General features: G+C 71.0%; 17 protein-coding genes. 15 read left to right on the plus strand and 2 right to left on the minus strand.

Features of this window, described 5'->3' with window-relative positions; translation table 11 throughout:
* Positions 1-75: 75 nt before the first annotated feature.
* Positions 76-894, minus strand: a complete 819-nt coding sequence (locus ACGFYV_RS01335) for a peptidylprolyl isomerase (RefSeq protein ID WP_393876253.1) — start codon at positions 892-894, stop codon at positions 76-78.
* Positions 895-1,295: 401 nt separating this feature from the next.
* Here ACGFYV_RS01335 and ACGFYV_RS01340 point away from each other — a divergent pair, with 401 nt between their 5' ends.
* From ACGFYV_RS01340 to rpsD, 5 genes are all read left to right on the plus strand, one after another.
* Positions 1,296-2,003 carry an MBL fold metallo-hydrolase gene (locus ACGFYV_RS01340; RefSeq protein ID WP_393876254.1) on the plus strand — a complete coding sequence of 236 codons (708 nt, stop codon included), beginning with the start codon at positions 1,296-1,298 and terminating at the stop codon, positions 2,001-2,003.
* Between the two features lie 13 nt (positions 2,004-2,016).
* The gene (gene hisS, locus ACGFYV_RS01345) at positions 2,017-3,279 is read left to right on the plus strand and encodes a histidine--tRNA ligase (RefSeq protein ID WP_393876255.1); all 1,263 of its coding nucleotides are present in this window, start codon (positions 2,017-2,019) and stop codon (positions 3,277-3,279) included.
* 257 nt (positions 3,280-3,536) lie between these two features.
* Positions 3,537-4,193 carry a vitamin K epoxide reductase family protein gene (locus ACGFYV_RS01350; protein ID WP_393876256.1) on the plus strand — a complete coding sequence of 219 codons (657 nt, stop codon included), beginning with the start codon at positions 3,537-3,539 and terminating at the stop codon, positions 4,191-4,193.
* 111 nt (positions 4,194-4,304) lie between these two features.
* The gene (locus tag ACGFYV_RS01355) at positions 4,305-5,660 is read left to right on the plus strand and encodes a replication-associated recombination protein A (RefSeq protein ID WP_393876257.1); all 1,356 of its coding nucleotides are present in this window, start codon (positions 4,305-4,307) and stop codon (positions 5,658-5,660) included.
* A 302-nt stretch (positions 5,661-5,962) separates the two neighbouring features.
* On the plus strand, positions 5,963-6,577 hold the full coding sequence (rpsD, locus tag ACGFYV_RS01360) for a 30S ribosomal protein S4 (protein ID WP_018570215.1): 615 nt from the start codon (positions 5,963-5,965) through the stop codon (positions 6,575-6,577).
* A gap of 21 nt (positions 6,578-6,598) precedes the next feature.
* On the opposite strand, the gene ACGFYV_RS01365 is transcribed toward rpsD, so the two are convergent.
* On the minus strand, positions 6,599-8,890 hold the full coding sequence (locus ACGFYV_RS01365; protein WP_393876258.1) for an ATP-binding protein: 2,292 nt from the start codon (positions 8,888-8,890) through the stop codon (positions 6,599-6,601).
* A gap of 171 nt (positions 8,891-9,061) precedes the next feature.
* On the opposite strand from ACGFYV_RS01365, the gene ACGFYV_RS01370 reads away from it, so the two are divergent.
* The 10 genes from ACGFYV_RS01370 to ACGFYV_RS01415 all read left to right on the plus strand — a co-directional run bounded on the left by ACGFYV_RS01370 (position 9,062) and on the right by ACGFYV_RS01415 (position 19,772).
* On the plus strand, positions 9,062-9,508 hold the full coding sequence (locus ACGFYV_RS01370) for a DUF948 domain-containing protein (RefSeq protein ID WP_393876382.1): 447 nt from the start codon (positions 9,062-9,064) through the stop codon (positions 9,506-9,508).
* 7 nt (positions 9,509-9,515) lie between these two features.
* A complete protein-coding gene (locus ACGFYV_RS01375) occupies positions 9,516-9,878 on the plus strand; it encodes a hypothetical protein (RefSeq protein WP_393876259.1) in 363 nt (120 codons plus the stop codon).
* The gene (gene alaS, locus ACGFYV_RS01380) at positions 9,878-12,550 is read left to right on the plus strand and encodes an alanine--tRNA ligase (RefSeq protein WP_393876260.1); all 2,673 of its coding nucleotides are present in this window, start codon (positions 9,878-9,880) and stop codon (positions 12,548-12,550) included. Before ACGFYV_RS01375 ends, alaS begins: the two co-directional genes overlap by 1 nt.
* Positions 12,551-12,564: 14 nt before the next feature.
* Positions 12,565-13,029 (plus strand): Holliday junction resolvase RuvX, encoded by a 465-nt coding sequence (gene ruvX, locus ACGFYV_RS01385; protein ID WP_393876261.1) that lies wholly within the window; start codon positions 12,565-12,567, stop codon positions 13,027-13,029.
* A 124-nt stretch (positions 13,030-13,153) separates the two neighbouring features.
* Positions 13,154-14,881 carry an endolytic transglycosylase MltG gene (gene mltG, locus ACGFYV_RS01390; protein WP_393876262.1) on the plus strand — a complete coding sequence of 576 codons (1,728 nt, stop codon included), beginning with the start codon at positions 13,154-13,156 and terminating at the stop codon, positions 14,879-14,881.
* The gene (locus ACGFYV_RS01395) at positions 14,862-15,701 is read left to right on the plus strand and encodes a shikimate dehydrogenase (RefSeq protein WP_393876263.1); all 840 of its coding nucleotides are present in this window, start codon (positions 14,862-14,864) and stop codon (positions 15,699-15,701) included. The genes mltG and ACGFYV_RS01395 overlap by 20 nt, the downstream gene beginning before the upstream one ends.
* A 178-nt stretch (positions 15,702-15,879) precedes the next feature.
* Positions 15,880-17,064 carry a chorismate synthase gene (aroC, locus tag ACGFYV_RS01400; RefSeq protein ID WP_393876264.1) on the plus strand — a complete coding sequence of 395 codons (1,185 nt, stop codon included), beginning with the start codon at positions 15,880-15,882 and terminating at the stop codon, positions 17,062-17,064.
* Entirely contained in the window at positions 17,061-17,579 is a 519-nt protein-coding gene (locus ACGFYV_RS01405) for a shikimate kinase (protein ID WP_393876265.1), read from the plus strand. Before aroC ends, ACGFYV_RS01405 begins: the two co-directional genes overlap by 4 nt.
* Positions 17,576-18,667: a 3-dehydroquinate synthase gene (gene aroB / locus ACGFYV_RS01410; RefSeq protein WP_393876266.1), complete on the plus strand. Its 1,092-nt coding sequence runs from the start codon at positions 17,576-17,578 to the stop codon at positions 18,665-18,667. Before ACGFYV_RS01405 ends, aroB begins: the two co-directional genes overlap by 4 nt.
* Before the next feature lie 190 nt (positions 18,668-18,857).
* Positions 18,858-19,772 (plus strand): Pro-rich N-terminal domain-containing protein, encoded by a 915-nt coding sequence (locus tag ACGFYV_RS01415; RefSeq protein WP_393876267.1) that lies wholly within the window; start codon positions 18,858-18,860, stop codon positions 19,770-19,772.
* The last annotated feature ends 15 nt before the right edge of the window (positions 19,773-19,787 follow it).

Genomic DNA, 19,787 nt, shown 5'->3' on the forward strand with positions numbered 1-19,787 from the left:
TTCCGCAGCTGGTGGTCTCGGGCTTTCTCGGGTTGTCCCAGGCTGTCTCGTGCTGCCCCGGGCTTCGCCGCGGCGTCAGGACTTCGTGACGGTCGCCTTGTCGATCACGACCGTCGCGTTCGGGGCACCGTCACCGGCGCCCGAGTTCTCGCCCGCCGCGGCGATCTTGTCCAGCACCTTCAGGCCGGCCTTGTCGATCGTGCCGAACGGCGTGTAGTTCGGGGGCAGCGGGCTGTCCTTGTAGACCAGGAAGAACTGGCTGCCGTTGGTGTTCGGACCGGCGTTGGCCATCGCCACCGTGCCCGTCGGGTAGCTGTTGCCCTTCAAGCTCTTGTCCTTCAGGTTCTCGTCCTTGAGCTGGTAGCCCGGACCACCGCTGCCGGTGCCCGTCGGGTCGCCGCACTGCAGCACGTAGATGCCGTTCGTCGTCAGACGGTGGCACTTGGTGTGGTCGAAGTAGCCCTTGCCGGCGAGGAAGGCGAAGGAGTTCACGGTGTGCGGCGCCGCCGACGCCTTCAGCGCGACGTCGATGTCACCGCACGTCGTCGCGAGCTTCATCGTGTAGTTCGCCGACGTGTCGATGGTCATCGCCGGCTCCTTCTTCCAGCTCAGCTTCGCCACCGAGCTCTCGGCCGGCTTCCCGCACGGGTCCGGGGCCTTGCTCGGGGCGGACGCGCTCGGCGTGACCTCGGCGCTCGCGTTCGTCTTCTTGTCGTCGTTCTTCAGCACCCCGGTCGTGTACAGCGCGATGCTGCCGATCACGACCACGCCGAGGACCGACGCGATCACGGAGTTGCGCATGCGCGCCTTGCGTCGCGCGCTGGTGCGCCGCTGCTGCTGCCGCAAGAACTTCTCCCGGGCGAGCTGACGCCGCCGCTGCTCCTGGCTGACCACCGGGTTCTCTCCTCATGCGTGTCGTGTGCCGACCGGTACGCGTGCGTCCCGTGAGCCGGCCGCAGCGTCTAGGGGGTGTCGTTTGGATCATCCCGGCGTCGCGGGGTCTGGCATGCACATCTGCGGCGTTGTCGTCGATCGCCGACTCCCCCACGCTCGGCTTCGCTCGCGCGGGGGGACCCCCATCGCGTCGACTCACTCCTCCGCCTTGCATCTGCACGCACCAGACCCCGCTCGGGTCAGCCGGTCCGCACTGTCCGTCCAGGCCGGCCTGATCCAAACGACACCCCCTAGCCCCGTACCGTATATGGGTTCGCTGAGTGAACGGCAGCGCCGGTAGGCTCTGGACCACGGGCGTCGTGCCCGTGAGCCCTCCCGTATCGACACAACGAAGGACGATCGTGCTCATTGCCGGGTTCCCCGCCGGGGCCTGGGGGACGAACTGTTATGTCGTCGCCCCCGCCGCCGGTGAGGAGTGCGTGATCATCGACCCGGGCCACCAGGCCGCCCAAGGAGTCGAGGACGCGCTCAGGAAACATCGGCTCAAGCCCGTCGCCGTCGTCCTCACCCACGGCCACATCGACCATGTGGCCTCGGTCGTCCCCGTGTGCGGCGCGCACGACGTGCCCGCCTGGATCCACCCCGAGGACCGGTACATGCTGAGCGACCCCGAGAAGGCCCTCGGCCGCGCCATCGGCATGCCGCTGATGGGCGAGCTGACCGTGGGGGAGCCGGACGACGTCAAGGAGCTGACCGACGGCGCAAAGCTGGCGCTGGCCGGGCTGGAGTTCTCCGTCGCCCACGCACCGGGCCATACCAAGGGGTCGGTGACCTTCGGCCTGCCCGGGGCGGCGGACATCCCGCCGATCATGTTCTCGGGCGACCTGCTGTTCGCCGGCTCCATCGGACGCACCGACCTGCCCGGTGGCTCCATGGAGGACATGCTCGAATCGCTGGCCCGCGTGTGCCTGCCGCTCGACGACTCCACCGTGGTGCTGCCCGGTCACAAGGAGCACACGACCATCGGCAAGGAGCGCGCCACCAACCCCTATCTGCGGCAGGTGGCGGCCGGCCAGGGAGCCTCCCCGGCTCCCCGACGAGGAATGTGACGAGAGAGCTTCCGTGAGTACCTTCCAGGCCCCCAAGGGCACCTACGACCTGATCCCGCCGGACTCCGCGACGTACCTGGCCGTCCGCGAGGCCATCGCCGCCCCGCTGCGCGGGTCCGGCTACGGCTACATCGAGACGCCCGGCTTCGAGAACGTCGAGCTGTTCGCACGCGGTGTCGGCGAGTCCACCGACATCGTCACCAAGGAGATGTACGCCTTCGAGACCAAGGGCGGCGACAGGCTCGCCCTGCGCCCCGAGGGCACGGCCTCCGTGCTGCGCGCGGCCCTGGAGGCCAACCTGCACAAGACGGGCAACCTCCCCGTCAAGCTCTGGTACTCCGGCTCGTACTACCGCTACGAGCGCCCCCAGAAGGGCCGTTACCGGCACTTCTCCCAGGTCGGCGCCGAGGCGATCGGTGCCGAGGACCCGGCGCTGGACGCCGAGCTGATCATCCTGGCCGACCAGGCGTACCGCTCCCTGGGCCTTCGGGACTTCCGCATTCTGCTGAACAGCCTGGGCGACAAGGAGTGCCGTCCGGTGTACCGGGCCGCCCTGCAGGACTTCCTGCGCGGCCTCGACCTGGACGAGGACACCCGCCGCCGGATCGACATCAACCCGCTGCGCGTCCTCGACGACAAGCGCGAGTCGGTCCAGAAGCAGCTCACCGGCGCGCCGCTGCTGCGCGACTACCTGTGCGACGCCTGCAAGGCGTACCACGAGGAGGTCCGCGACCTGATCGGCGCGGCGGGTGTCTCCTTCGAGGACGACCCGAAGCTGGTGCGCGGCCTGGACTACTACACCCGCACCACCTTCGAGTTCGTGCACGACGGTCTGGGCTCCCAGTCCGCGGTGGGCGGCGGCGGTCGCTACGACGGTCTGTCCGAGATGATCGGCGGCCCCGCGCTGCCGTCCGTCGGCTGGGCCCTCGGCGTCGACCGCACGGTGCTCGCCCTGGAGGCCGAGGGCGTGGTGCTGGACATCCCGGCCGGCACCAGCGTCTACGCCGTACCGCTCGGCGAGGAGGCCCGCAGGGTGCTGTTCGCCAAGGTCACCGAGCTGCGCAAGGCCGGTGTCGCGGCGGACTTCGCCTACGGCGGCAAGGGCCTCAAGGGCGCCATGAAGAACGCCAACCGCAGCGGGGCCCGCTACACGATCGTCGCCGGCGAGCGCGACCTCGCCGAGGGCGTCGTCCAGCTCAAGGACATGGAGTCCGGCGAGCAGACGGCGATCGGCGTGGACGAGATCGTCGCCGAGCTGGAGGCGCGGCTCGGCTAGGCACGGGTGGGCACGGCTGGGCACGGCTGGGCTGGGCGTGGGTGGGCACGCACACACGCGCGCGTGGGCGCCGGATGCTCCTCAAAGGGCGTCCGGCGCCCTTGTCGTAGGCGGGTGCGGGCGCTGTCCGGAACCGAACGGACGGCGCCGGTCATACGTACATGCTTATGCGGAGCGAACGGTGCGCACCCGTACACGTGCGGCACAATGACCCCTGCCCGAAGATGGTCCAGTTCTCAAGTGACGGAATCGGCGTGATGAGCAAGACGACAGTCAAAGACGTCTCCACGGAGCACGGGCCCGAGCGTGCCGCCGACGCGCCCCGCGCGGTGGGCGGCAGTCGTGCCTTCGCCCTGCTGCTGCTGATCACCGGCGCGGCCGGTCTGCTCGCCGCCTGGGTCATCACGATCGACAAGTTCAAGCTGCTCGAGGCCAAGGTCGAGGGCAAGACCTTCACCCCGGGCTGCAGCCTCAACCCGGTCGTCTCCTGCGGCAGCGTCATGGAGAGCAAGCAGGCCGCCGCCTTCGGGTTCCCGAACCCGATGCTCGGCCTGGTCGCCTACGGCATCGTCATCTGCGTCGGCATGAGCCTGCTCGCCCGCGCCCGCTTCCCGCGCTGGTACTGGCTGACCTTCAACTTCGGCACCCTCTTCGGCGTGGCCTTCTGCACCTGGCTGCAGTTCCAGTCCCTGTACCGGATCAACGCCCTGTGCCTGTGGTGCTCGCTCGCCTGGGTCGCGACGATCACCATGTTCTGGTACGTCACGTCGTTCAACGTCCGCAACGGCTTCCTGCCGGCCCCGCGCCCGCTGAAGTCCTTCTTCGGCGAGTTCACCTGGGTGCTGCCGGTCCTGCACATCGGCATCATCGGCATGCTGATCCTCACTCGTTGGTGGGACTTCTGGACCAGCTGACGGCCGGCCCCGGTAGTCGGCGCAGCCAAGATCCGGCTGCCGGCACAGCTGAGATCCGGCTGCCGACACAGCCCGGATCCGGTTGTCAGTGGCGTGCCATAGGGTTTCAGCGTGGAACCCGACCTCTTCACCGCCGCAGCAGAAGAACGCCAGGAGAAGGACCCGGCGGCCAGTCCCCTGGCGGTGCGGATGCGCCCGCGCACCCTCGACGAGGTCGTGGGCCAGCAGCACCTGCTGGGGCCCGGCTCCCCGCTGCGCCGGCTGGTCGGCGAGGGCAGCGGCGGCCCCGCCGGACCGTCCTCGGTCATCCTCTGGGGCCCTCCGGGCACCGGCAAGACGACCCTCGCCTACGTCGTCTCCAAGGCCACCAACAAGCGGTTCGTGGAGCTGTCCGCGATCACCGCGGGCGTCAAGGAGGTCCGCGCGGTCATCGACGGGGCCCGCCGAGCCACCGGCGGCTTCGGCAAGGAGACCGTCCTCTTCCTGGACGAGATCCACCGCTTCAGCAAGGCCCAGCAGGACTCCCTGCTCCCCGCCGTCGAGAACCGTTGGGTCACCCTGATCGCGGCGACCACCGAGAACCCGTACTTCTCGGTGATCTCCCCGCTGCTCTCCCGCTCCCTCCTCCTCACCCTCGAACCCCTCACCGACGACGACGTCCGCGGCCTGCTCCGCCGGGCCCTCGCCGACGAACGCGGACTCAAGGACGCCGTCACCCTCCCCGGGGACACCGAGGAGCACCTGCTGCGCATCGCGGGCGGCGACGCCCGCCGCGCCCTGACCGCCCTGGAGGCCGCCGCGGGAGCCGCCCTCGACCAGGGCGAGAGCGCGATCTCGTTGCAGACCCTGGAGCAGACGGTCGACCGTGCCGCCGTGAAGTACGACCGCGACGGCGACCAGCACTACGACGTCGCCAGCGCCCTCATCAAGTCCATCCGCGGCTCCGATGTCGACGCCGCCCTGCACTACCTGGCCCGCATGATCGAGGCCGGCGAGGACCCCCGCTTCATCGCCCGCCGCCTGATGATCTCCGCCAGTGAGGACATCGGCCTGGCCGACCCGAACGCGCTGCCGATCGCGGTCGCCGCCGCCCAGGCCGTCGCCATGATCGGCTTCCCCGAGGCCGCCCTCACCCTCAGCCACGCCACCATCGCCCTCGCTCTCGCCCCCAAGTCCAACGCCGCGACCACCGCCATCGGCGCCGCCATGGAGGACGTACGCAAGGGACTGGCCGGCCAGGTGCCGCCCCACCTGCGGGACGGGCACTACCAGGGTGCGAAGAAACTGGGGCACGCCCAGGGGTACGTGTACCCGCACGACCTGCCCGAGGGCATCGCCGAGCAGCAGTACGCCCCGGACGCCCTCAAGGACCGCGAGTACTACACCCCGACCCGGCACGGCGCCGAGGCGCGGTACGCGGACGCGGTCGAATGGACCCGCGCCCACCTCGGTCGCAGGCGCTCCTGAGCACCCTGTAGACTGCCCCGAAGTGCTGAGTCCCGCGCAGTCAGAGCGGGACAGCCAGCCGGAGTCCGGTCCCTCGCGGACCGGCTCCAGGAGCGTCGCGCACCGTCGAACGGTGTCGCGGGCAGCCCACCACCACCCGGAATCCCGGGAACGGTCGGTGGGCCACTCGCGTGCTGCACGTATGTGCCCAGACCAGGGGAGCGGCTGCCCGACAGGTCCCGTGCGGACCCGGCGGGTTTCCCCGGCTGCGGATGCGACCTCCCTCGACTCTGACAAGCCGAGAACGAGGAAAGAGAAAGACAGTGGCGAACCAGTCCCGCCCCAAGGTCAAGAAGTCGCGTGCCCTCGGCATCGCGCTGACCCCGAAGGCCGTCAAGTACTTCGAGGCCCGTCCCTACCCGCCGGGCGAGCACGGCCGCGGCCGCAAGCAGAACTCGGACTACAAGGTCCGTCTGCTCGAGAAGCAGCGTCTGCGCGCGCAGTACGACGTGTCCGAGCGTCAGCTCGTCCGCGCCTACGAGCGTGCCTCCAAGGTCCAGGGCAAGACCGGTGAGGCCCTGATCATCGAGCTCGAGCGCCGTCTCGACGCGCTGGTCCTGCGTTCGGGCATCGCCCGCACGATCTACCAGGCCCGCCAGATGGTCGTCCACGGCCACATCCAGGTCAACGGCCAGAAGGTCGACAAGCCGTCCTTCCGTGTCCGTCCGGACGACGTCGTGCAGGTCCGCGACCGCTCCAAGGAGAAGACGCTCTTCACGATCGCCCGTGAGGGTGGCTTCGCCCCCGAGGGTGAGACCCCGCGCTACCTCCAGGTGAACCTCAAGGCCCTGGCGTTCCGCCTGGACCGCGAGCCGAACCGCAAGGAGATCCCGGTGATCTGCGACGAGCAGCTCGTCGTCGAGTACTACGCCCGCTGATCCCAGCCCCGGCGCAGCACCTCAGCCCGCCGTCTCCCCACTCTTTCGGGTGGGCGAGGCGGCGGGTTCGCGTTTCCCGGCCTCCTCGCGCACGTGCCGCACCGGCCCCCGCCGTCCGGGCAGCGCCCGCAGCGACCGTACGCCGCCGCCCTGCCCCAGCGCCCGCGCCACGGCCGTCGCCCGGTCCAGCCGGGCACCGTCCCGCGCGCACTCCTCGTACCGCTCGTCACCGAGGGCCGTGCGGGCCCTCGCCTCGCACAGCTCGTGCGGGGCGTTGTAGTACGCCGAACCGAACAGCGGCAGACCCACCGACGGCCACATCCGGCCCGCGGCGCCCTGGAGCACCGCCGCCTCGACCGGATCGCCCTGGGACACCGTCACCAGGGCCAGCAGCTCCAGCGCGAGCACCGAGCCCAGCAGATCGTGGAAGGCGTGCGCGTCGCCCAGGCAGTCCGCCAGCAGCTCCCGCGCGCACACCGGGTCCCCGTCATGCCAGGCCGCGTACGCCAGCACGTACAGCGCGTACGACCTGGCCCACCGCTCCCCGTGGTCCTCGCACACCCGGCGCACGTCCTCGCACAGCCGCACCGCGTCCGCCAGGTCCCCCTGGAACGCCCGCGTCATCGCCAGCTCCACCTGGCCCATCAGCACGTTGCTGTTCAGCTCGCCGATCTCCTGGTAGCGGTCCAGCGCCGACCGCAGCAGCGTCTCCGCGCGCGCCATGTCGTCCGTGACCAGGGCCAGACACCCCGTGCGGTGCTCCGCGTACGCCACCGCCGTCGCGTCCCCGGTCCCCTCCGCCTGCTCCCGGCACTCCCGCAGCGCGGTCAGCGCCACAACGGTGTCGCCCTGGAGGATCGCCACGTATCCGAGCACCCACAGCGCCTTGAGCCGGGACGGCTCGTGCTCCGACTCCAGCGCCACACTGCGCTCCAGCCAGCGCCGCCCCTCCGACAGCCGGCCGCAGCCCACCCAGCAGAACCACAGCGAGCCCGCCAGGTACTGGCCCAGATGCGTCTCCCCGGGCTCGGCCAGAGAGAACTCCAGCGCGGCCCGCAGGTTCGGCAGCTCGGCCTCGACCCGTGCGGCCACCTCGCGCTGCCGGGGCGAGAACCAGTCCAGCTCGCACCAGGTCGCCAGCCCCAGGAACCAGTCCCGGTGCCTGCGCCGCAGCCGGGCCGCGTCCCCCGTCGCCTCCAGCCAGTCGGCGCCGTAGGCCCGGACCGTGCCCAGCATCCGGAAGCGGGGGCCGGCCGGTGTGTCCTCGCGCGAGAGCAGGGACTGGGCCAGCAGTTCCGAGAGCACGTCCAGGACGTCCTCGGCCGGCAGCCCGTCCCCGCTGCACACGTACTCGGCCGCCTCCAGGTCGAAGGTCTGCGCGAACACCGACAGCCGCGCCCACAGCAGCCGCTCGGCGGGCGTGCACAGCTCGTGGCTCCAGCCGATCGCGGTCCGCAGCGTCCGGTGGCGCGGTGGGGGTTCTCCCGGGACCGGGCGAAGCCGGGATCCCGGGGGAGCGTCCAGGCCGCCGCCGGTCGGCACCCGGCCGCCTGCGGTCAGCACCCGGAACCGGTCGTCCAGCCGCCGCAGCAGCTGAGCCGGGGACAGGGCCCGCAGCCGTCCCGCGGCCAGCTCCACCGCCAGCGGGATCCCCTCAAGACGCCGGCACAGCTCGCGCACCTCGGGAACGTCGCCGACGTCCAGGCCGTGCTGCCGGGCCCGGTCCGCGAGCAGCTCCACCGCCTCGTCCTCGCCGAGCGGGTCCAGCGGGAACAGCCGCTCACCGGTCAGGGTCAGCGGACGCCGGCCCACCGCCAGCACCCGCAGCTCCGGCAGGTTGTGCAGCAGCTCCGCCACCAGCTCGGCGCAGGCCGCGACCAGATGCTCGAACCCGTCCAGCACGAGCATCGTCCAGCGGCCCGCGAGGTGCTCCAGCAGTGTCTGCGCCGGCGCCCGCGTGCTGTGGTCGGTCAGCCCCAGCGCCTCCACCACCGCGTACGGGACGAACCGCGGATCACGCACCGCCGCCAGCTCGACCAGCACCCACGCCCTCGGCTCCGCCCGCGCGGCCACCACCGGGGAAGCGTCCCCGGACGCCCAGCGCCCCGCCGCCCGCGCGGCCAGCCGCGACTTGCCCACGCCGCCGACCCCGGTGACCGTGACCAGCCGGGCCGTCTCCAGGATCCCCGCAAGCTCGGCGAGTTCGGCCGAGCGCCCGACGAACGAGGTGAGTTCGGTGAGTACGGGGAGTCCGGCGAGTTCGCCGGGCGGAACGCCGTCGTTCTGGGGGCCGGGACGCTGAGGACCTCGCATAGGACACGGAGCGTACTGAAGCGTGTTCATTCCGTACAATCGCTTCCCGCGACTGCGCCCGCCGCGGGCGGTAATCCGGTACGGAGTCCCACCACCGGCGCGATAGGCTCGGCCTACTGCTTTTTCATGGTTCTGATGTTCAGAGCACGTTTCAGGGAGCGGGTGCGCACAGTGTCCGGTGGAGAGGTGGCCGGGATCCTGGTGGCCGTCTTCTGGGCGATCCTGGTCTCCTTCCTCGCCGTCGCGCTGGTGAGGCTGGCCCAGACGCTCAAGGCGACCACCAAGCTCGTCGCGGACGTGACCGAACAGGCCGTGCCCCTGCTCGCGGACGCCTCCTCGGCCGTGCGGTCCGCGCAGACCCAGATCGACCGGGTCGACGCGATCGCCTCCGACGTCCAGGAGGTCACCTCGAACGCCTCCGCGCTCTCCTCCACCGTCGCCTCCACCTTCGGCGGCCCGCTGGTGAAGGTCGCGGCCTTCGGCTACGGCGTCCGCCGGGCCCTGGGCGGCCGCAAGGAGGGCGTGCCCGCCAAGGCCCCGAGGCGTACGGTGATCGTGGGCCGGACGGTCCCGGCCGCGCGGCGGGGCAGGCGGAACAACCGCGCAGAGAGGGACTAGGCCAGCGATGTTCCGCCGAACGTTCTGGTTCACCACGGGCGTCGCCGCCGGTGTGTGGGCCACCACCAAGGTCAACCGCAAGCTGAAGCAGCTGACGCCCGAGAGCCTCGCCGCGACCGCGGCGAACAAGGCCCTGGAGACCGGTCACCGCCTCAAGGACCGCGCGGTCGGATTCGCGCTCGACGTCCGCGACAACATGGCCCAGCGGGAGGCCGAACTCGAGGAGGCGCTCGGCATCGACGAGAGCCCCGAACTCCCCGCGCCCCGGCGGCTCGCCGCCATCGAGAACAACCGCAGCACCCCGAAGTGCATCGAGGCACCGATGTCTTCGCACACGAAGTACTCGTACAACCGGAATGAGGACCACTGATGGAGTCGGCCGAGATTCGCCGCCGCTGGCTGAGCTTCTTCGAGGAGCGCGGGCACACCGTCGTCCCTTCGGCGTCGCTCATCGCGGACGACCCGACTCTGCTCCTCGTCCCCGCCGGCATGGTGCCCTTCAAGCCCTACTTCCTGGGTGAGGTCAAGCCGCCCTTCGACCGCGCCACCAGCGTCCAGAAGTGCGTGCGCACGCCGGACATCGAAGAGGTCGGCAAGACCACCCGCCACGGCACGTTCTTCCAGATGTGCGGCAACTTCTCCTTCGGTGACTACTTCAAGGAAGGCGCCATCAAGCTCGCCTGGGAGCTGCTCACCAGCCCCCAGGACAAGGGCGGTTACGGCCTGGAGCCGGAGAAGCTCTGGATCACCGTCTACAAGGACGACGACGAGGCCGAGCAGATCTGGCACGAGGTCGTCGGCGTGCCCAAGGAGCGCATCCAGCGCCTGGGCATGAAGGACAACTTCTGGTCCATGGGCGTCCCCGGCCCCTGCGGCCCCTGCTCCGAGATCAACTACGACCGCGGCCCCGAGTTCGGCGTCGAGGGCGGCCCCGCCGTCAACGACGAGCGGTACGTGGAGATCTGGAACCTCGTCTTCATGCAGTACGAGAGGGGCGAGGGCACCGGCAAGGACAACTTCGAGATCCTCGGCGACCTCCCGAGCAAGAACATCGACACGGGCCTCGGCCTTGAGCGTCTCGCCATGATTCTGCAGGGCGTGCAGAACATGTACGAGATCGACACCTCCATGGCCGTCATCAAGCGGGCCACCGAGCTGACCGGCGTCCACTACGGCGAGTCGCACACCACGGACGTCGCCCTGCGCGTGGTCACCGACCACATGCGCACGGCCACGATGCTCATCGGCGACGGCGTCACCCCCGGCAACGAGGGCCGCGGCTACGTCCTGCGCCGCATCATGCGCCGCGCCATCCGCAACATGCGCCTCCTCGGTGCCACCGGTCAGGTCGTCAAGGATCTGATCGACATCGTGATCCGCATGATGGGCCGGCAGTACCCGGAACTGGTCACCGACCGCGAGCGCATCGAGAAGGTCGCCGTCGCCGAGGAGAACGCCTTCCTCAAGACGCTGAAGGCCGGCACCAACATCCTCGACGGCGCCGTCACCGAGACCAAGGCCTCCGGTGGCACGGTCCTCGCCGGCGACAAGGCCTTCCTGCTCCACGACACCTGGGGCTTCCCGATCGACCTCACCCTGGAGATGGCCGCCGAGCAGGGGCTGTCCGTGGACGAGGACGGCTTCCGCCGCCTGATGAAGGAGCAGCGGGAGCGCGCCAAGGCCGACGCCCTGGCCAAGAAGACCGGCCACGCCGACCTGGGCGCCTACCGCGAGATCGCCGACAAGGCCGGCGCCACCGACTTCATCGGCTACACGGACACCGAGGGCGAGTCCACGATCGTCGGCATCCTGGTCGACGGCGCCTCCTCCCCGGCCGCCACGGAGGGCGACGAGGTCGAGATCGTCCTCGACCGCACCCCCTTCTACGCCGAGGGCGGCGGCCAGATCGGCGACACCGGCCGCATCAAGGTCGACTCCGGTGCCGTCATCGAGGTCCGCGACTGCCAGAAGCCGGTCCCGGGCGTGTACGTCCACAAGGGCGTCGTCCAGGTCGGCGAGGTCACGGTCGGCGCCAAGGCCCACGCCTCCATCGACACCCGCCGCCGCAAGGCCATCGCCCGCGCCCACTCGGCCACGCACCTCACCCACCAGGCCCTGCGCGACGCCCTCGGCCCGACGGCCGCCCAGGCCGGTTCCGAGAACCAGCCCGGCCGCTTCCGCTTCGACTTCGGCTCCCCGGCCGCCGTCCCGACGGCCGTGATGACCGACGTCGAGCAGAAGATCAACGAGGTGCTCGCCCGCGACCTGGACGTACGCGCCGAGGTCATGGGCATCGACGAGGCCAAGAAGCAGGGCGCCATCGCCGAGTTCGGCGAGAAGTACGGCGAGCGGGTCCGTGTGGTGACCATCGGCGACTTCTCCAAGGAGCTGTGCGGCGGCACGCACGTGCACAACACCGCCCAGCTGGGCCTGGTGAAGCTGCTCGGCGAGGCCTCCATCGGCTCGGGTGTCCGCCGGATCGAGGCCCTCGTCGGCGTCGACGCCTACAACTTCCTCGCCCGGGAGCACACGGTCGTCAACCAGCTGACCGAGCTGCTCAAGGGCCGCCCGGACGAGCTGCCGGAGAAGGTCTCCTCGATGCTCGGCAAGCTGAAGGACGCCGAGAAGGAGATCGAGAAGTTCCGCGCCGAGAAGGTGCTGCAGGCCGCCGCCGGTCTCGCCGAGTCCGCCAAGGACGTGCGGGGTGTGGCCCTCGTCACCGGTCAGGTCCCGGACGGCACCACGCCGGACGACCTGCGCAGGCTGGTCCTCGACGTGCGCGGTCGCATCCAGGGCGGCCGGGCCGCCGTGGTCGCCCTGTTCACGGTCAACAACGGCAAGCCGCTCACGGTCATCGCCACCAACGAGGCCGCCCGCGAGCGCGGCCTGAAGGCCGGTGACCTGGTCCGTACCGCCGCCAAGAGCCTCGGCGGCGGCGGTGGCGGCAAGCCGGACGTCGCCCAGGGCGGCGGGCAGAACCCGGCCGCCGTCGGCGACGCCGCCGACGCCGTCGAGCGTCTTGTCGCCGAGACAGCGAAGTAAGGAAACGGTAGGACATGCGCAGAGGACGTCGACTCGCGATCGACGTCGGGGACGCCCGGATCGGGGTCGCCTCGTGCGACCCCGACGGGATCCTCGCCACTCCGGTGGAGACGGTCCCCGGACGTGACATCCCGGCAGCACACCGCCGACTGCGGCAGCTCGTCGAGGAGTACGAACCGATCGAGGTCGTCGTCGGCCTCCCTCGCTCCCTCAAGGGGGGCGAGGGCCCGGCCGCGGTCAAGGTCCGCGCCTTCGCCCAGGAACTCGCCGAGGGCGTAAGGCCCGTGCCGGTCCGGCTGGTGGACGAGCGGATGACGACCGTGACGGCCAGTCAGGGACTGCGCGCCTCCGGAGTGAAGTCCAAGAAGGGCCGGGCCGTCATCGACCAGGCCGCCGCCGTCATCATCCTGCAGCAGGCCCTGGAATCCGAACGGGTGTCAGGTAAAGCACCCGGCGAGGGCGTCGAAGTGGTCATCTGATCGCGATACGGTAACGTTCCGCGCGATGCGGCGGCGTTCGAACAGCCGGCGCACAGTAAAAGAGGCGGAACGGAAGCGGCTCCACCGGCTGTGCGACCGTCGGCCTCGCGGCTCTAGGGGATCGATGACTGAGTATGGCCGGGGCCCTGGCTCCGAACCGTGGCATCCGGAGGACCCGTTGTACGGGGACGGCGGATGGGGAGGGCAGCAGACCCACGCGGGTCAGCAGCCCCCCTACGGCGGCCAGCCACAGCACTATCCACAGCAGCCGCAGGAACAGCCGCAGCAGTACGGTGACTGGGCCCAGGGGCAGCACCCCGGTTACGACCAGCAGCAGTACCCGTACCAGGACCCGCAGGGTCAGTCCGCCTACGACCAGCAGTACGCGGGCCAGGCCCAGCAGTACCAGCAGCAGCATCACCAGCAGCAGCCCGAGGGTGGCTGGGACGCGACCGGCACCCACGGCCATGTTCCCTACGCCGCGGACCCGGGTGACCCCTACAACCAGCAGCCCGTGGCGTACGGCGGGGAGCATCCCGACTTCTACGGCACCGAGGACGCCTATCCGCCGCCGCAGCCCCCCGGCCGCCGGCGCCCCGAACCGTCCCCCGGCCCCGACCCGGAGACCGGCTGGGACCCCGGCGAGGACCAGGGCGAGCACGCCTTCTTCGCCGGCGGTGGCGGCGATGACGACGGCACGGACGACGAGGCCGAGAGCCGCGGCGGGCGCGGTGACCGGCGCGGCAAGGGCCGCAAGCCCGTCAAGCCCAAGAAGCGGCGCACCGGCTGCGCCTGCCTGGTGGTCGTCCTGGTCTTCGGCGGTGGCCTCGGCACCGTCGGCTACTTCGGCTGGCAGTTCTACCAAAATCGTTTCGCCGCGGCTCCGGACTTCGCGGGCGACGGCAACGGCCAGCTGGTGACGGTCGACATCCCGAAGGGCGCCGGCGGCTATGTCATCGGTCAGAAGCTGAAGGAAGCCGGTGTCGTCGAGAGCGTCGACGCGTTCGTCTCCGCGCAGCAGGCCAATCCCGACGGCAAGTCGCTCCAGGACGGCATCTACACGCTGCAGAAGCAGATGTCCGCGGCCAGCGCCGTCGAGCTGATGCTCAGCCCGAAGAGCCGCAGCAACCTGATCATCGCCGAGGGCACGCGCAACGCCGCGGTCTACGCGTTGATCGACAAGCGGCTCCAGGTGTCCGCGGGCACGACGCAGAAGGTCGCGAAGCAGAAGTACAAGTCCCTGGGGCTGCCCGCCTGGGCACTGAACCACGCCGACGTGAGGGACCCGCTGGAAGGCTTCCTCTACCCCTCCAGCTACCCGGTCACCAAGGGGCAGAAGCCCGAGGCCGTCCTGAAGTCGATGGTCGGCCGGGCCAAGGAGAAGTACGCGGAACTCGGCCTGGAGAGCAAGGCCAGGAGCCTGGGCATGGACAACGCGTTCCAGCTCGTCACCGTCGCCAGCCTGGTCCAGGCCGAGGGCAAGACGCACGACGACTTCCGCAAGATGGCGGAGGTGGTCTACAACCGCCTGAAGCCCGACAACACCGAGACCAACCGGTTGCTGCAGTTCGACTCGACCTACAACTACCTCAAGGGCACGAGCAACATCCATATCTCCGAGAAGGAGATCAACAGCAACCAGAGCCCGTACAACACATATACCCACAGAGGACTTCCGCCCGGTCCGATCGGCAACCCCGGCGAGGACGCGCTGAAGGCGACACTGAATCCGACGCACGACGGCTGGATGTATTTCGTGGCGACCGACGGCGTGAACAACACCGAATTCGCCCGCACCAACGCAGAATTCGAAAAGCTCAAGGACAAATTCAATGCCAACTCGGGCAACTGATGCCCGCCGGGCCGCCGTGCTCGGTTCGCCCATCGCCCACTCCCTCTCGCCGGTGCTGCACCGGGCGGCCTACGAAGCACTCGGGCTCACCGGGTGGTCGTACGACCGCTTCGAGATCGACGAGGCCGCGCTGCCGGACTTTCTGCGGCAGCTCGGCCCGGAGTGGGCGGGGCTGTCGCTGACGATGCCGCTGAAGCGGGCCGTCATCCCGCTGGTGGACGAGATCACCGAGACGGCCGCCTCGGTGGACGCCGTCAACACCGTCGTCCTCACCGAGGACGGCCACCGGGTCGGCGACAACACGGACATCCCGGGGATGGTGGCCGCGCTGCGCGAGCACGGCATCGAGCAGGTGGAGTCCGCCGCGATCCTCGGCGCCGGCGCCACCGCGTCCTCGGCACTGGCCGCCCTCGCCCGGATCTGCACCGGCGAGGTCGTCGCCTATGTGCGCAGCGAGGCCCGCGCCGCCGAGATGCGGCGCTGGGGCGAGCGGCTCGAGGTCGACGTGCGCGTCGCCGACTGGGCGGACGCGGCCGAGGCGCTGCGCGCCCCGCTGGTGGTCGCCACCACGCCTGCGGGCACCACGGACGCCCTCGCGGCGGCCGTGCCCGAGCGCCCGGCGACGCTCTTCGACGTGCTCTACGACCCCTGGCCGACCGAGCTGGCGGCCCGCTGGTCGATGTTCGGCGGCGCCGTCGTCAGCGGCCTGGATCTGCTGGTGCACCAGGCGGTTCTGCAGGTGGAGCGCATGACCGGCCACGCCCCGGCCCCGCTGGAGGCCATGCGCCACGCGGGCGAGAAGGCCCTCGCGGCACGCTGAATCCAGCATTCCGTTTCTGTCGCCGACGTCCCGTCTGCTGGACCGGGGGCCGGTTGTGGCCCCCGACGTGGGAGGATCGGCAGTGGCAGGCCGGAATCGCGCACCCGGTCGTGTCGTCGCCGTACGCGAGGACGTGCGTACGCAGGGCAGTACCGGGCGCGAACACGGAGGAGCACCGTTGAGCAGGCTGCGTTGGCTGACCGCGGGGGAGTCCCACGGTCCCGCACTCGTCGCGACGCTGGAGGGCCTTCCCGCCGGCGTGCCGATCACCACGGAGATGGTGGCGGACCACCTCGCGCGGCGGCGGCTCGGTTATGGCCGCGGTGCGCGGATGAAGTTCGAACGCGACGAGGTCACCTTCCTGGGCGGCGTCCGGCACGGCCTCACCATCGGCTCTCCCGTGGCGATCATGGTGGGCAACACCGAGTGGCCCAAGTGGGAGCAGGTCATGGCGGCCGACCCGGTCGACCCCGAGATCCTGGCGGGCCTCGCCCGCAACGCGCCGCTGACCCGGCCCCGCCCCGGCCACGCCGACCTCGCCGGCATGCAGAAGTACGGCTTCGACGAGGCCCGTCCGATCCTGGAGCGCGCCTCCGCCCGCGAGACCGCCGCGCGTGTCGCGCTCGGCGCCGTCGCCCGGTCGTACCTGAAGGAGACGGCGGGCATCGAGATCGTCTCGCACGTCGTCGAACTGTGCTCCGTGAAGGCCCCGCAGGGCGTGTACCCCACGCCGGCCGACGTGGAGAAGCTGGACGCGGATCCGCTGCGCTGCCTGGACGCGGACGCCTCGAAGGCGATGGTCGCGGAGGTCGACCAGGCCCACAAGGACGGCGACACGCTCGGCGGCGTGGTCGAGGTGCTGGCGTACGGCGTCCCGGTCGGCCTCGGTTCGCACGTGCACTGGGACCGCAAGCTGGACGCGCGTCTCGCCGGTGCCCTGATGGGCATCCAGGCGATCAAGGGCGTCGAGATCGGTGACGGCTTCGAGCTGGCCCGGGTGCCGGGCTCCAAGGCGCACGACGAGATCGTCAACACCCCCGAGGGCATCCGCCGCGTCTCCGGCCACGCCGGCGGCACCGAGGGCGGCCTGTCCACCGGCGAGCTGCTGCGGGTGAGGGCCGCGATGAAGCCGATCGCGACCGTGCCGCGCGCCCTGAAGACCGTGGACGTGACCACCGGCGAGGCCGCCCAGGCCCACCACCAGCGCTCCGACGTCTCCGCCGTCCCGGCCGCCGGCATCGTCGCCGAGGCCATGGTGGCGCTCGTCCTCGCTGACGCGGTCGCGGAGAAGTTCGGCGGCGACTCCGTCCCCGAGACCCGCCGCAACGTGCGGTCGTACCTCGACAACCTGAAGATCGGATGAGCGCCGTGCCTGCGGTCGTCCTGGTCGGCCCGATGGGCGTGGGCAAGTCCACCGTCGGGCACCTGCTGGCCGGGCGGCTCGGGCTCGGCTACCGGGACACCGACGACGACATCGTCGCCGCCGAGGGCCGCACCATCGCCGAGATCTTCGTGGACGACGGCGAGGACACCTTCCGGGCCGTCGAGAAGCGGGCGGTAGCCACCGCCCTCGCCGAGCACGCGGGGGTCCTCGCGCTCGGCGGCGGGGCGATCCTCGACGCGGACACCCGCGCGCTGCTCGCCGGGCAGCGGGTCGTCTACCTCTCGATGGACGTCGAGGAGGCCGTCCGGCGCACCGGCCTGGGCGTGGCCCGGCCGCTGCTCGCCGTCAACCCGCGCAAGCAGTGGCGCGAACTGATGGAGGCCCGGCGGCACCTGTACGAAGAGGTCGCCACGGCCGTCGTACCGACCGAAGGGCGCAGCCCCGAAGAGGTCACCCAAGCAGCGCTGGACGCACTGGAGTTGAAGGAAGCATGAGCGAGGCAGTCACCAGGATCCAGGTCGCCGGCACGGCCGGTACCGACCCCTACGAGGTGCTGGTGGGCCGGCAGCTCCTGGGCGAGCTGGCCGGGCTGATCGGCTCAAAGGCCAAGCGGGTCGCGGTGATCCACCCCGAGGCGCTCGCCGAGACCGGCGACGCGCTCCGCGCCGACCTGGCCGAGCAGGGCTACGAGGCGGTCGCCATCCAGGTGCCGAACGCCGAGGAGGCCAAGACCGCCGAGGTCGCCGCCTACTGCTGGAAGGCGCTCGGCCAGTCCGGCTTCACCCGCTCCGACGTGATCGTCGGCGTCGGCGGCGGCGCGACCACGGACCTCGCCGGTTTCGTCGCGGCGACCTGGCTGCGCGGAGTGCGCTGGATCGTGGTCCCCACCACCGTGCTGGCCATGGTGGACGCGGCGGTCGGCGGCAAGACCGGCATCAACACCGCCGAGGGCAAGAACCTGGTCGGCTCCTTCCACCCGCCGGCCGGCGTCCTGTGCGACCTCGCCGCGCTGGACTCGCTGCCGGTGAACGACTACGTCTCCGGGCTCGCCGAGATCATCAAGGCCGGCTTCATCGCCGACCCGGTGATCCTGGACCTCATCGAGGCCGACCCCGAGGCCGCGCGCTCTCCGCAGGGCCCGCACACGGCCGAGCTGATCGAGCGCTCCATCCGCGTGAAGGCCGATGTCGTCTCCGACGACCTGAAGGAGTCGGGCCGCCGGGAGATCCTCAACTACGGCCACACGCTCGCCCACGCCATCGAGAAGAACGAGCGCTACAAGTGGCGGCACGGTGCCGCGGTCGCCGTCGGCATGCACTTCGCCGCCGAACTCGGCCGTCTGGCGGGCCGGTTGGACGACGCGACGGCGGACAGGCACCGCACGATCCTCGAATCCGTCGGCCTGCCGCTGACCTACCGCTACGACCAGTGGCCGAGGCTCGTGGAGACCATGAAGGTCGACAAGAAGTCCCGCGGCGACGTGTTGCGCTTCATCGTCCTCGACGGTCTGGCCAAGCCCACGGTCCTGGAGGGCCCGGACCCCGCCGTCCTGCTCGCCGCGTACGGAGAAGTGGGGCAGTAAGGCCCCCCGGGGCGGCGGGCCGTTACGTCCCCCGCTGTTCCTTGCGCCCGATTCCCTTCCCGGTCCGGGCACTTCACGCCGCCCCCGGTCGTTCACCAAACGACGGCCGGGGGCGGTACCGTTCGGTAGGGAGCGGGCTCCGTACCCGCCTTCCGGCGCCGAATGTGTGTACGAGATGGAGTGGCAACGGATGCAGCACGCAGTGGGGTCTCCGCTGCCGCCGCCCCACCAGCAGGGGCAGGGACCACACGCCGGCTCGGCGTCGGCCGCACATCACCCGGGTCCCCACCCGGGAATCCCCCAGGGTCCCGCACCCCTGCCCCCGCCGCCACCGGGGCCGCGCTTTCCCGGAGCCGGAGCAGGCGTGCCCACCGGATCCGTCCCGCCGGTGCCCATGCCGCCCCCGGTCCCGCGGCACCCCGCCGCGTCACCCGCCCCGCAGGCACCACCGGGACCGGACGGCACGGGCCATGTGCCGCTTCCGCCCGGCGGCCCGGTCGGCGTGCCCACCGCACCCCCCACCGCGGCCTCCGTCCCCGACCCGACGCACACCACCCTGGCCGTGCTCCTGATCGGCCCGGCGGGCGCGGGCAAGACCAGCGTGGCCAAGTACTGGGCCGACCACCGCCGGGTCCCCACCGCCCACATCAGCCTCGACGACGTGCGCGAATGGGTCCGCTCCGGCTTCGCCGACCCCCAGTCCGGCTGGAACGACCACTCCGAGGCCCAGTACCGCCTGGCCCGCCGCACCTGCGGCTTCGCCGCCCGGAACTTCCTGGCCAACGGGATCTCCTGCATCCTCGACGACGCCGTCTTCCCGGACCGGCCGGTCGTCGGCCTCGGCGGCTGGAAGCGCCACGTCGGCCCCGGCCTGCTCCCCGTCGTCCTGCTCCCCGGCCTCGACATCGTCCTGGAGCGCAACGCCGAACGCACGGGTAACCGCCGCCTCACCGACGAGGAGGTCGCCCGTATCCACGGCCGCATGGCCGGCTGGTACGGCTCGGGCCTGCCGATCATCGACAACTCCCAACTCGACGTCCCCGGCACCGCCCGCATCCTCGACGAGGTCCTCTCCCGAGCAATAGCAAGCCCCCCGACCTGGTAACCGACCGGGCGGGGC

The organism is Streptomyces sp. NPDC048297, assembly GCF_043201585.1.
Taxonomy (GTDB): domain Bacteria; phylum Actinomycetota; class Actinomycetes; order Streptomycetales; family Streptomycetaceae; genus Streptomyces.

Bases quoted from the DNA above. Each gene is read 5' to 3' on its own strand.
- ACGFYV_RS01415 (WP_393876267.1), top strand. From the start codon at position 18,858: ATGCAGCACGCAGTGGGGTCTCCGCTGCCGCCGCCCCACCAGCAGGGG.
- ACGFYV_RS01365 (WP_393876258.1), bottom strand. From the start codon at position 8,890: ATGCGAGGTCCTCAGCGTCCCGGCCCCCAGAACGACGGCGTTCCGCCC.
- ACGFYV_RS01395 (WP_393876263.1), top strand. From the start codon at position 14,862: ATGCCAACTCGGGCAACTGATGCCCGCCGGGCCGCCGTGCTCGGTTCG.
- ruvX (WP_393876261.1), top strand. From the start codon at position 12,565: ATGCGCAGAGGACGTCGACTCGCGATCGACGTCGGGGACGCCCGGATC.
- aroB (WP_393876266.1), top strand. From the start codon at position 17,576: ATGAGCGAGGCAGTCACCAGGATCCAGGTCGCCGGCACGGCCGGTACC.
- mltG (WP_393876262.1), top strand. From the start codon at position 13,154: ATGACTGAGTATGGCCGGGGCCCTGGCTCCGAACCGTGGCATCCGGAG.
- alaS (WP_393876260.1), top strand. From the start codon at position 9,878: ATGGAGTCGGCCGAGATTCGCCGCCGCTGGCTGAGCTTCTTCGAGGAG.
- ACGFYV_RS01375 (WP_393876259.1), top strand. From the start codon at position 9,516: ATGTTCCGCCGAACGTTCTGGTTCACCACGGGCGTCGCCGCCGGTGTG.
- ACGFYV_RS01405 (WP_393876265.1), top strand. From the start codon at position 17,061: ATGAGCGCCGTGCCTGCGGTCGTCCTGGTCGGCCCGATGGGCGTGGGC.
- ACGFYV_RS01350 (WP_393876256.1), top strand. From the start codon at position 3,537: ATGAGCAAGACGACAGTCAAAGACGTCTCCACGGAGCACGGGCCCGAG.